The 11,791-nt window shown below is 60.3% G+C and carries 12 protein-coding genes and 2 tRNA genes; 7 read left to right on the top strand and 7 right to left on the bottom strand.

Annotated features, from left to right (window positions below; all coding sequences use genetic code 11):
• Window positions 1–31: 31 nt before the first annotated feature.
• Together RAM60_RS10015 and RAM60_RS10020 are read right to left on the bottom strand one after the other, a co-directional pair.
• Complete coding sequence (locus tag RAM60_RS10015; RefSeq protein ID WP_369026888.1) at window positions 32–580, bottom strand: ECF-type sigma factor; 549 nt, start codon at window positions 578–580, stop codon at window positions 32–34.
• 627 nt (window positions 581–1,207) lie between these two features.
• Complete coding sequence (locus RAM60_RS10020) at window positions 1,208–1,672, bottom strand: hypothetical protein (RefSeq protein ID WP_369026887.1); 465 nt, start codon at window positions 1,670–1,672, stop codon at window positions 1,208–1,210.
• Window positions 1,673–1,812: 140 nt separating this feature from the next.
• On the opposite strand from RAM60_RS10020, the gene RAM60_RS10025 reads away from it, so the two are divergent.
• Genes RAM60_RS10025 through RAM60_RS10045 form a run of 5 tightly spaced genes read left to right on the top strand, consistent with a single transcriptional unit; the run spans window position 1,813 to window position 6,928 of the window.
• Entirely contained in the window at window positions 1,813–3,318 is a 1,506-nt protein-coding gene (locus RAM60_RS10025) for a hypothetical protein (RefSeq protein ID WP_369026886.1), read from the top strand.
• A 54-nt stretch (window positions 3,319–3,372) separates the two neighbouring features.
• Window positions 3,373–3,759, top strand: a complete 387-nt coding sequence (locus RAM60_RS10030) for a hypothetical protein (RefSeq protein ID WP_369026885.1) — start codon at window positions 3,373–3,375, stop codon at window positions 3,757–3,759.
• Entirely contained in the window at window positions 3,759–4,184 is a 426-nt protein-coding gene (locus RAM60_RS10035; protein ID WP_369026884.1) for a hypothetical protein, read from the top strand. The genes RAM60_RS10030 and RAM60_RS10035 overlap by 1 nt, the downstream gene beginning before the upstream one ends.
• Before the next feature lie 23 nt (window positions 4,185–4,207).
• Complete coding sequence (locus RAM60_RS10040; protein ID WP_510639687.1) at window positions 4,208–5,548, top strand: serine hydrolase domain-containing protein; 1,341 nt, start codon at window positions 4,208–4,210, stop codon at window positions 5,546–5,548.
• Window positions 5,549–5,551: 3 nt separating this feature from the next.
• Complete coding sequence (locus RAM60_RS10045; RefSeq protein ID WP_369026882.1) at window positions 5,552–6,928, top strand: mechanosensitive ion channel family protein; 1,377 nt, start codon at window positions 5,552–5,554, stop codon at window positions 6,926–6,928.
• 127 nt (window positions 6,929–7,055) lie between these two features.
• Here the strand turns inward: RAM60_RS10045 and RAM60_RS10050 are convergent.
• Both RAM60_RS10050 and RAM60_RS10055 read right to left on the bottom strand, forming a co-directional pair.
• Window positions 7,056–7,131 (bottom strand) — tRNA-Thr (locus RAM60_RS10050).
• Window positions 7,132–7,189: 58 nt separating this feature from the next.
• Window positions 7,190–7,263 (bottom strand) — tRNA-Cys (locus tag RAM60_RS10055).
• A gap of 122 nt (window positions 7,264–7,385) precedes the next feature.
• Here RAM60_RS10055 and RAM60_RS10060 point away from each other — a divergent pair.
• On the top strand, window positions 7,386–8,165 hold the full coding sequence (locus RAM60_RS10060; protein WP_369026881.1) for an acyl-CoA thioesterase: 780 nt from the start codon (window positions 7,386–7,388) through the stop codon (window positions 8,163–8,165).
• A 238-nt stretch (window positions 8,166–8,403) separates the two neighbouring features.
• Entirely contained in the window at window positions 8,404–8,835 is a 432-nt protein-coding gene (locus RAM60_RS10065; protein WP_369026880.1) for a hypothetical protein, read from the top strand.
• A 12-nt stretch (window positions 8,836–8,847) separates the two neighbouring features.
• Here the strand turns inward: RAM60_RS10065 and RAM60_RS10070 are convergent, their stop codons facing one another.
• The 3 genes from RAM60_RS10070 to RAM60_RS10080 all read right to left on the bottom strand — a co-directional run bounded on the left by RAM60_RS10070 (window position 8,848) and on the right by RAM60_RS10080 (window position 11,682).
• A complete protein-coding gene (locus RAM60_RS10070; protein ID WP_369026879.1) occupies window positions 8,848–9,648 on the bottom strand; it encodes a crotonase/enoyl-CoA hydratase family protein in 801 nt (266 codons plus the stop codon).
• Window positions 9,620–10,171, bottom strand: a complete 552-nt coding sequence (locus tag RAM60_RS10075; RefSeq protein WP_510639688.1) for a winged helix-turn-helix domain-containing protein — start codon at window positions 10,169–10,171, stop codon at window positions 9,620–9,622. The genes RAM60_RS10070 and RAM60_RS10075 overlap by 29 nt, the downstream gene beginning before the upstream one ends.
• A gap of 326 nt (window positions 10,172–10,497) precedes the next feature.
• Window positions 10,498–11,682 carry an LL-diaminopimelate aminotransferase gene (locus RAM60_RS10080; protein ID WP_369026877.1) on the bottom strand — a complete coding sequence of 395 codons (1,185 nt, stop codon included), beginning with the start codon at window positions 11,680–11,682 and terminating at the stop codon, window positions 10,498–10,500.
• Window positions 11,683–11,791: the final 109 nt, after the last annotated feature.

Below are 11,791 nucleotides of genomic sequence, written 5' to 3' on the forward strand. Positions count from 1 at the left end.
CGCACTCCATCGCCCGCCACACGCAGCAACCCTAGCTATCCAATTCATCTGCGAGATAAGCGCGCGCGCGCGCCCATTGTCGCTCCACCGTGCGAAGAGACCGCCCAAGAGCAGCAGCCGTCTCCTCAACTGTCAGTCCCGCAAAGAACCGGCACTCGACGACACCCTCGAGTTCGGGCGCCGTCGCGGCCAACGCTTTGAGTGCATCGTCGAGCGCAACGAAGCGGGCATCGAGGATACCCATCGCTTCGCGTCGCTCGTCGAGCTCCAAGTGAACTGCGCCCCCACCACGCTTGGCGGCAAGTTTCCTGCGTGCATGGTCAATGAGTATCTGCCGCATGGCACGTGCTGCGGTGGCGAGGTAGTGGTCGTGATCACTAAATTCGGCAGTGCCCGATTGCGAAAGCTTGAGCCAAGCCTCGTGGACTACCAGCGTCGTATTGAGCGAGGGCGTACTGGCCTGACGATTCAATTGGCGCGATGCGATGCGGCGCAGAGTATCGTACGTTTCAGCGAATAATTCGCTTTCGTAATCCGAATTTCGCTGGCCTGCCCCATTCCGCGTCGCGTGCGAATCCATACGTCGTCCCCAACCGACCCGCTAAAACGGCTATCGAATTTTCTCCGCCATGCAAACCACCAGCTGGCGGAGTTGGAGAGCAGCGTGGACGCAGACGAAATCGCGCCAACAAGGACCTGATTGAGGTGGATCGGAAGTAGGATCCGCCCAATTACCTTCCCAAAGCGCCCCAATCTGGGCCCAAACGCGCGACCAGCCGGACGGGCATTCCAGCGGAAATTTCACGCTTACCTATGGAGGGAGGTGGTGCCGCTTACAGGACTTGAACCTGTGGCCCCATCATTACGCATTTTTCGGAGTGTCTTCGATTTGACTATTCCGATGATCGACAGAAATGCGCGCCGCGGGCCCAAATTCGACTTGCCCTAAAGACTACCCACAGCCTGTTCACGTTGATGGGCGAACACTGCCAATTGAAGGTGTCTTACTCCGGAACAGGTCACCAACGTAACCGCCGCTAGACCCACTTGCGCAGCAGATTTCGAGGCTCGGCGCGGCAGCAGCATAACATCTGCAATCGGATGGAAGGCAGCCCTCCGCGCGAAACTTTCTCGGGTCATCTCGCGTTCCGTTCCCAACAGGAAGGCTTGGACTATCGTCAAACGATTGGAACAAATCTGACCCGATCTAGCCCGCCCCACGCACAGGAGGTTTTCTTCCCTTCGCAATCTCGATCGCCTCGGCGATACCTGAGAGATACGCGAGCGACAGGTCGGTCATCGGTTGTAGGTCGCTTGGTCCGTTCGGGCCGATTTCCCAGTATCCGTCAGGTCCGCGTTGTATCCACTGCCTGGCCTCCATGGCCTTGAGTTTTCGGCGAACACTCTCGCGAGGTATGCCGGTAATCTCAGCCACAGAATTCGTGTTCAGCGGCGACCTGAAGCGATCCCGATCTCCACCGTCGACGAATTCTTCGTATGAAAGTCCGGGAGGGAGTTTCAGCCTGGGCAAGGCTGCCGACCCGATCACTGCAAGGATCAGGACAGAGTCCAGGTCTCCACCAAACGCCTTCCGCAAGCTGGTCAACAACGTGATAAATCCGTCCACGTGACGTGGCCAGATCAGGCCGAAATTCTCCGACGCGAAGTTCATTTCACCCGCTTTCGAGTTGGAATGCAGGGACTGAATAGATCGTGCGCCCAAAATGGGCAATCGGCACGTTGCCGACTCAATCAATCAATGAGATTTCAGGAATGTAACGTACTCGAGGGTCGCGCCTTGGGAGGAAAGTCTTGCGCAAGACACGTGTTTCGGAAGACCGCAAATTCGGCTTCGCGTTACGACCTGGGGGCAGTCGTTCCAGCGACCTGGTGCGCTTGACCTTCATCGTATCGACCCTTGGCTTGATATCAGCCACCCCTGCGACCGCTCAGCAATCCAATCCTCTCGCGATTCATGCGGATGACGATACGCGCGTAACCGCAACCCTCGATGGTGGCGTAAACGCCGTGGCGGAAGAGAACCTCTACTGGAACCTGGCGGACAGATTCGCGCCAAGCGCCAACTTCGACTCCGACGCGGAGTGGCTCGAGGTCTACGTAAAGCCGGGCATCAACTTCGAGCACGACGCGGGGGAAAGCACCCAGCTCTATGGTCGCGTGTCAGGCGTCGCCTCTGCCACCTTGGGTACAGACGGTTTCGCGCAGGGCGATACCGGGCGAGTGACGCTTGAGGAAGCATATCTCGGATTCAGGACCGGTACTCGGGAGTCGGGCCAATTCGACATCTCGGTAGGCGCCCGCGAACTGAAACTCGGAACCGGCATGCTGATTTCGAACGGCGCGTCAAACGGCTTCGAACGCGGCGCGGTGAAGCTGGGGCCGCGCAAGGCCTGGGAGCGTTCAGTAATCGCGACCTACCGGAAGAACGGTTTTGCGCTCACCGGCTTTTTCATCGACCCCAATGAGCTTGCGTCAAACAATACCGGCACACGCATTGCGGGGGCCGATGCGCGCATCGATCGCAAAGGGGGTGACTACGCCGGGGTCAGCTATATCAATGTCCTGAAGTCGGGCGCTCCCTATCCGCAGGCGGCCCCGGGCGGTTCCGGTCCGCCTGCCTTTCTTGATGGCGGAAGGGACGGCCTCAACGCGATCACGTTCTACACGAAGTTCCATCCGGTCAGCGAAGGCGCACCGGGTCTCTACGTGGCGCTCGACGGAGCCTACGAATGGAATGACCGCATCCGCCTGCGGGCTTGGGGCGGCAGATTTCAGTTGGGGCACCTTTGGGCGCAATCGAAGTGGCGGCCGGAGCTATTCTACAGCTACCAGAGGTTTTCCGGGGACGATCCCGACACGGATAAGCTGGAGCGCTTTGACCCGCTGAACTACGAAGGTTCGCCGGCCAGCTGGGCGACCGGCTCCAAGTCCGCGCTCGTGTTCATCAATTCCAACGTGCAGTCGCACCAGCTGACCCTTAAGCTGATGCCGAGCCCGAAAGACTTCCTGACATTCCGGACGGCACATATCCGCGTCGATGAACTTCGCAGTCCGATTCAGTTCGGGCAGGCGACGCGCCTTGAGATCACGGACGGTCTGGGAAGCGTCATATCCGGTGTCACCAACGGCCACCTCGCTGACGATTTCTTCGTCGAATACACCCACCTGCTCAACCGGAACATCTTCGTCACTGCGGGTGTCAGCGTGTCCACGCCGGGCAAGGGAATAAAGGTCGCAGCAGGCGGGGATGTGCCCGTCTGGACAGGCGGGTTCGTCAATCTCGTCGTCAAGTACTGACCAACTTCAGGTTCCAGGACGGAGCCTCGCGCAACTGGGAAAGGAAGACTAAACATGGCAAATTTCTTGCGGCATAAAATGCTGGTCGCTGGCCTTGCGGCTGTCTTGCTGGCAAGTTCACCTGTCTGGGCGCAGGCCACCGACGAGCCTGCGGAAGAGCAGACCGAAGAAGCCTTCGACGAAGCCTTGAACCAGTTCGGCTATGCCGCCGGGGTCACGCACCAGTGTAGCGATGCTGATGCCAAGGCCCAGACACTGTATCGAGTGCAGCAGGTTTTCAATCGCCTGACGCAACTGTTCGGCAGCGATCGCGCCTTTTACTTCGCGGCGGCTTTCGGCGCCGGCAGCGTCGACAAGATCGAGGAAGGCAGCTGCGATTCCTACAAGCGCGCGTTCTGGGATGCTCTGAAGGCCCGGAACCTCGCCGATGGAGAGCGCTGATGAGCAGGTGGCGACAAGCAGGCTCCGCCGCGCTGGCCGCAGCATTGCTCGCTGGCTCTTTCCAGCCCGCCCAGGCAGCTTCCCCGCGCAAGGAATACTGGGAAGGGCAGCGCGAAATTGCCCGCGAACGGGCCGAGATGCGGCGCGACATCCTGAACTCGAAATCCAAGGAGGAGGCTCGAAGAGCCTATAACGAAGGAATGCGCGAGATTCGCCGCGAGCAGCGCGAAATGCGCCGCGAGATCCGGCAAGCCGTCCACCAGCGCTACATCGGACGCCTGATCGCGGGTGTAATTCTCGGTGAAATCATCGGCGTGCCGGTGATCGGCCGTCCTCCTGTCAGGCCCCCGCGATCCGACCTTTGCTGGTTCTGGTCCAATACCCGCCGCGACCGTGGGTACTGGTATTACTGCACGGGCTACTGACCACTTTTCTTCCGGAGGCGAACATGCGTTCTTTGAAATCCACCCTTGCCCTCGGGCTTGCCTGCACTGGCCTTACTTTGATGGGATCGCATGCCGCGCATGCCCAACAGGCTCCGCTGTCCGCTCAGGATTCGGATCCCCGGGTGCTGGGCTGGATGCAGGGTTTCCCGCCTCCGGAAGACAAAATCATCACCCAACCGGACTCGGTCTATTTCAGCTTTCCCCGCCTTCGCTGGAGCGTGTGCCATCTGCGCGAATTCCTGCCGACAGAAGAGATCAGCAAGGGGTTGGGCGCGCCTGTCCCCCTGCCCTATCTCACACCTGACGAAATCGGCCAGTACGCCAAGGAAATCGATGCCCTGACGTTCATGCCCATCGATGGGAAGGAGCAGATGACCTGGGCGCAGTCGCTGGACGCGAACTACACCGACGGCCTGCTGATCATTCACAAGGGCAAGGTAGTGTACGAGAAGTACTCCGGCTGCCTTACGGAGGACGGCAAGCACGCCGCCATGTCGATGACCAAATCGGTCACGGGACTGCTGGCCCAAATCCTCGTCGCCGAAGGCAAGCTCGACGAAACCAAGCTGGTTCGAGACATCATCCCGGAAATCGGAAAAAGCGCCTTCGCCACAGCAACCGTACGCCAGGTCATGGATATGACCACCGGGGTAAAATATTCCGAAAATTACGCCGACCCCAAGGCGGACATCTGGGTCTACTCGGCGGCTGCCAGCCCGCTGCCCAAGGCTAAGGATTACAAGGGACCCAATGGCTATTGGGAATACCTCCAGCAGGTGCCAGCAGACGGCAAGCACGGCGATGCCTTTCACTACAAGACGATCAATTCCGACATGCTCGGGTGGATCATCTCGCGTGTCTCCGGAAAGTCTGTGACCGAACTCGCTTCCGAACGCCTTTGGCGCAAGATGGGCGCCGAGCAGGACGCCTATCAGACCGTTGACGGCAAGGGCGTGCCCTTTGCTGGCGGAGGTATTACGGCGGGTCTTCGTGACCTCGGGCGGCTCGGCCTGCTGATGCTCAATGAAGGCACGATCAATGGCAAGCGGCTGTTCCCGGCCGAGGTTTCGCAAAGGATCCGGGCAGGAGGCGATCCCTCGAAGTTTGCGGGATTCCCGACCATCCCCAACGGCAGCTACACCAGCCAGTGGTGGGTCTTTCACAACAAACATGGTGCCTATGCAGCACGGGGAGTTCACGGCCAGACAATCTACGTCGATCCGACCGCGGAAATGGTTCTCGTTCGCTTCGCATCGTTCCCGACCGCAGCCAACGGAAGGATCGATCCCACCTCGCTCCCCGCTTATCAGGCCGTAGCCGAGTACCTGATGACCAAGGAGTGAGGCATGGCGGGACCGGTGTATTTCGGAGCCGCCTTGGTGCCAGGCAGGTGGTCGGGATTTCTCGTCGCCTGTCTGGCGCTGTTCTTTTCCGTTCCGGTTCTCGCGGCGACTGTGGGAGACACAGCGTTACCTCAGGCCGTCGCCTCGGATGGAGCTGAGCTTCCGGCAGCAACCGCTCAACCTTCGCCATATGGGCGAGTGACCGACCCCGATGTTTCCGCCACCGAACTTGCCTATCTCCTCGTGCCCCTGACGAAGCAGGAGCTCGAAAACACCGCCCGAAGGTGGCAGGAAATAGTGCGGACGAAGACCCAGGAGATATCAGAACTGCAAGTCAACCGGGCCCAACGCGGCGGCAAAGCGGATCAAGCACAGCTCGCAACGCTGATCACGCTCATCGAAGAACGCGCGCGTCTGCTCGAACGTTTTGCTCTCGTCATCGACTCGCTCGAACGGAAGGATGGAAATCCTGACCTCGTCAGCGAAATGCGCGCATACCGCAAAGCCATCCTCTATGAGGAAACTTCGCAGGCAAGCTTCAAGGCCTTGGCCGGGTCGCTGTGGGAATGGCTCGGGCGAACCGATGGCGGGTTAGCCGTACTCCTGAGAATTGCGATAGCGGGTCTCGCGCTGTTGGCGATCGTATTCGTGGCGCGCTTCCTCCGCTCGCTGGCGCGCTTCTGGATTGGGCGGTTCACCCGCATTTCCAGACTGCTCCAAGGCTTCATAGTCGGGGCCCTGTATTGGGTTTTTATCATCATAGGGCTCGCCATCGTCCTCTCGTCGGTCGATGTGGACATAACGCCGATGTTTGCCGTCATCGGCGGTGCCTCGTTCATTCTTGCCTTTGCCTTCCAGGACACACTCGGCAACCTTGCCAGCGGCCTGATGATCATGATCAACCAGCCGTTCGATGAAGGTGACTTCATCGAGGTCGGCGGCGTTGGCGGCACGGTGAAGAAGGTCACGATGGTGGGAACGACGGTTGCCACTCCTGACAATCGTATCGTCATCGTTCCTAACAAAAGCGTCTGGGGCAACGTGATCATCAACGCATCGGCAAGCGACATCAGGCGTGTCGATCTCTCCTTTTCCGCATCATACGGTGATCCGATTCAGAAGGTCCTGGAAGTCATATCCGAATGTGTGGAAGCCCACCCTAAGGTTCTCTCCGACCCTCCAGTAGAAATTCGACCCAGCGACCTTGGTGCCAGTGCCGTGATTTACGTCTGCCGACCTTGGGCTAAGGCAGAAGATTATTGGGACGTCCACTGCGACCTGACGCAGGGCGTCAAGGAAGCATTCGAATCCAATGGGCTGTCCATGCCCTTCCCCCAACACGACGTCCATGTGAGATCAAGGGCTCAGGCTGCGGCCTGATTATCGGTTTCCCGCGTACGATCCGATCGCTGTCGGACTAGCGGTTAGGGCCCCAAACTGGACCCAAACGCGCGACCAGCCGCACGGACATTCCGTCGGAAGTTTCGCGTTTGCCTATGGAGGGAGGTGGTGCCGCTTACAGGACTCGAACCTGTGGCCCCATCATTACGAATGATGTGCTCTACCAACTGAGCTAAAGCGGCGCCTCTTGCGGCCCATAACGACACCGACAAGCGGTCGCAATATGCCCAAGCTATGAAGTGGAGGCCCGAGCCGGAATCGAACCGGCGTGCAAGGATTTGCAGTCCTCTGCGTAACCACTCCGCCATCGGGCCTCGCCCACCCTCTCGGGAAGGAAGCGGCGCACTAGCGATTCTGCAGGCTGAACGCAATCGGCTTGATGCGCTTTACGTAACGTCAGTCTGGACGTGGGCTTTGGCGCAGGCAAAGAAGCGGGATGAGCGTTGCAAATCTCCTCGATCCCATAACCGCCGAAGGCGGTACCACTCGCTTCGAAAATCTCGACAATTGGCTGCAAGGGCGCACCCTCTATGGCGGTGCCTCTGCCCTGATCGCCTATACCGCCGCCGTGCGAGCTTTTTCCGACCTGCCACCCTTGCGTGCGGCGCAGATCGCGTTCGTCGCTCCGATGACCGAGGACGCCGAGCTTCGCCGGGAGATCGTGCGGCAGGGGCGCAACGTAGCGCAGGTGCGCAGCGAAATCTGGTGCGAAGGGAAGTGCGCCCTCACCGCCTTCTGGCTTTTCGGAACGGGTCGCGAGGCGAATGCAGTCCACCCCGCAGCCCCGGTGGCAGACTGGCCTGGTTCGCCCGACGAAGCGGAACTCGCGATGACCGGCAAGGGCCCGACATTCATCCAGAACAATTTCGAGATAAAGCGGGCGCAGGACATGCGCGGTCCCGGCGATCCCGTGGTCCGGCGCTGGGCGCGCCTTACGCAGCGCGACAGTCTCGACCCGGTCAGTGAGCTTATCCTTCTCGGCGACGTGCTGCCCCCGGGCGCAATGCGGGCAATGAGACGCCAGGGCCCGATCAGTTCGATCAACTGGTCCTTCAATCTTCTGGAAACCGCCCCGACGACACGCGATGGCTGGTGGCTGTCGGAAAATGCCAGCCAGCATGCCGATGACGGATATTCGTCCGAACGGCTCCGCCTCTGGAACGCGGACGGCAAGCAGGTCCTCGACGGCATGCAGTGCGTGGCGGTGTTCGGCTGAAGGCAAGCGCCACGCCGGAACCAAGAGCTTGAGTCCGGCACAATGCGCCGGTAAACCCGCTCCATGCTCCGCGTGACGACCACCGACAAGCAACAAGCCCGCCCATTTCCGGCGGCGTTTTTGCGCGCGTCTGTTCGCTAGGACGCCTCGCCAGAGCATCCGCGACATTCGCGAACCACAACCCCGCCCGATCGGCGGGGTTTTTCATTCCGGTCGGGCACGTGCAAAGGAAAGACCTGTGATACCGACCAATGACAAAGCGATCGAGCGCATAGCGCTCGGCCTGATCGATACGAGCCTACCCAAGGCGGATTGGACTCATGCAGCCCATTTCGCCGCGGCATTGTGGATTCTGCGACATCGGCCCGATCTGGCGCCACCCGAAGAATTCAAGCGCCTGATTTGGCGCTACAACGAGGCGACCGGCACACCGAACACCGATACTTCGGGCTATCATCATACCATCACCGTCGCTTCACTACGTGCGTCGCGACACGTTCTGGAAAGCGCAAGCGGCAAGACACCGTTATATGTGGTACTCAATCGCCTGCTCGAATCCGCTTACGGATCGCGCAACTGGATCCTGGCCTACTGGGAAGAGGACACCCTGTTTTCCGTCGAGGCGCGCAAGGGATGGGTCGAGCCCGATAGGGCTCACCTGCCTTTCTGAAGCAGTTCCCGGTCAGACGTCGGTGAAGTTGGGCGCGCGCTTCTGCATTTCGGCCATGACCGCCTCGACCTGATTGGGTTTGCGGATCACGCCATCCTGTTCGACGCTCTCGGCCATCAGGATGGCGTCTTCGCCCTCTTCGCGCATCACGTGGAACAGGCGCTTCGCTCCGCGAATGGCCTCGGGGTTCTTGTTCGCAATGATCGTTGCGAGTTCGGTCGCACGGGCCAGGGGATCCTCGGATACTTCGGTCGCAAGGCCCAGTTCCCTAGCCTCTGCTCCGGTAAACTCGCGGTTGGTATAGGTCAGCTCGCGCAGGACATCGTCGCGGACCAGTCCCCGCCACAAGGCATAGCCGGCCATGTCGGGGACAAGACCCCACTTCATTTCCATGACCGCCATACGCGTGGCGGGATGGACTATCCGAATATCTGCGCCACTGGCGATCTGCAGGCCGCCGCCGAAACAGACACCATGAACAGCCGCTATAACCGGCACCGGACACTTACGCCAGGTCATCGCAGCTTCCTGGGCACGGTTGGCATTACCGTGCGTCCTGGTGGCAAGATCCGCCGTCGGGTTCGACCCGCCCGAAGTCATGCTGCCAAGGTCGAGACCTGCGCAAAATGCGCGGCCGTCTCCCGATAGAACCACCGACCGCAATCCCTTCATCGATCGCAGTTCCTCGCCTGCCTCAAGGATGGCCTCGAATTGTGCCGGATCCAGTGCATTCATCTTGTCGGCACGGGTAAAGCGAACTTGCGCGACCCCGTTGTCGCCCAGATCAATCGAAACGCGGTCGCTGGATGGCATGCTGGATTCCTTCTTGCGCAGAGCCTTTCAAGCCACCGTTGCCCAAGGTGGCGGCGCTGTCCAGCATTTCGCGCCGCGCACCGGCGAAGGCCCGGAAGCTACCATGGCGATCTCCACCAAGCTGGTAACCGCCATCGGGGTGTGTCTCTACCAGCCAGCCGCAGCGACTGATGGCCAGTTTTGCTCGGAGCCGCGATACGTGGACCTCAAGCGAGTTGGTTTCCGGGAGATGATCCATACGCCAGACGTCTGCGAGTAGCTGGCGGCGCGAAACGCGGGTGTAGGGTGTTTCTGCAAGACGCCAGAGGAGGGCGAATTCGCGCGGGTGGAGACCCAGCCAGCTGCCATCGACATGACCGTCACGATAGAAAATATCGAGCGACACCGGCCCTGCCTTGCGTCTGCGCGGCATGGTCTTGGCAAAGGCTTCCAGTTTGACGAGGCGAGCGGCAAGTTCGACCAGCGCGACCTGTGTTCCAAGAGCGTCGCCAAAGCCGGCATCGAGCAGGCTGGCGCGCGCCAACGGGTCCTCGACGCCGACCGCGACAACCGTTTCAGGTCTGCGAAGAGAGGTCCATTCAAGCGGTCGGGTCTCGTCCCTCCAATCCAGCAAAACGGGTGAGCGTCCGTCCGCCGCGTCGCACGAACGCTCACTTCCCAAGGTCCAACCGAGATGGCGCAAATCCCAGCGTGCGGGCGGAATCGACGCATCCGATAGCCAACAAAAACCTGGCAGGCTCATAGCGATCTCCTGCCCCTCCCGAGCCATTGGTCATGAAGGCAGGGAGTTAATAGTGGAATCCGGTTCATCCCCTATGGAATTAGGGAAGGTAGCGGGTTTGGAAAGCCTCAGCTGCCGTGTTCGGCAAGGAAACGCTTGATATTGCGGGCTGCCTGCCGGATTCGCTGCTCGTTCTCGACCATGGCAATTCGCACGTAACCTTCGCCTTCTTCGCCATAACCCACACCCGCCGCAACGGCGACGCCTGCATGCTGGAGGAGCTGCTTCGAGAACTCGAGACTGCCGACATTGTGGAAGCCCTTGGGCAGGGGAGCCCAAGCGAACATGCTTGCCGGCGGCGAAGGAATTTCCCAGCCGGCGCGTCCGAAGCTTTCGACCATGACGTCGCGGCGGCGCTGGTAACGTTGGCGGTTTTCCTCGACGATATCCTGCGGTCCGTTGAGCGCCGCACAGGCGGCAGCCTGGATCGGCGTGAACGCACCGTAGTCGAGGTAACTCTTCACACGGGTCAGGGCCGCAATCAGCGTTGGGTTGCCAACCGCGAAACCCATCCGCCATCCGGCCATCGAATAGGTCTTGGACATGGATGTGAATTCGACCGCCACGTCCTTCGCGCCGGGGACCTCGAGGATCGATCGGGTCGGCTTCCCGTCGTAATAGAGCTCCGAATACGCGAGGTCTGAGAGTACCCAGACCTTGTTCTCGCGTGCCCACGCGACCAGCCTCTCGTAGAACGCGAGATCGACCGTCTCTGCTGTGGGATTGCTCGGATAATTGACGATCAGGACGGTCGGGCGCGGTGCGGTAAAGGCCATCGCATTGTCGAGCGACTTCCAATATCGCTCGTCGGGTGTCGTCGGGACCGAGCGGATCGTGGCCCCTGCGATGATGAAACCGAAGGTGTGGATCGGATAGCTGGGGCTCGGTGCAAGTACCACGTCGCCGGGCGCGACGATGGCGGTCGCCATGGAGGATAGGCCCTCTTTCGAGCCCATAGTAACGACGACTTCCCGCTCCGGGTCGAGATCGACGTTGAAGCGCCGGCCGTAGTAGTTCGCTTGGGCGCGACGCAGGCCCGGGATGCCCTTCGACTGCGAATAACCGTGCGCGTTGGGCTTGTTCGCCACTTCGCATAGCTTGTCGATGACATGCTGCGGCGGCGGGCGGTCGGGATTGCCCATTCCCAGGTCGATGATGTCCTGGCCCGCCTGACGCGCGGCATGCCGCATCGCGTTCACTTCCGCGATGACATAGGGCGGCAGGCGCTTGATGCGGTAGAATTCTTCGGACATTCGGGCTCCAGTTGGCGTTGGTTTCGTCATACTGATTACCTATTCATCCTGCAGGCGCAATCGAGCAGGGTGCAACTGCCTGCGGAATAACCTATCGCGGAAGAAACCC

Source organism: Qipengyuania sp. RANM35, assembly GCF_041021145.2.
Lineage (GTDB): Bacteria > Pseudomonadota > Alphaproteobacteria > Sphingomonadales > Sphingomonadaceae > Qipengyuania > Qipengyuania soli.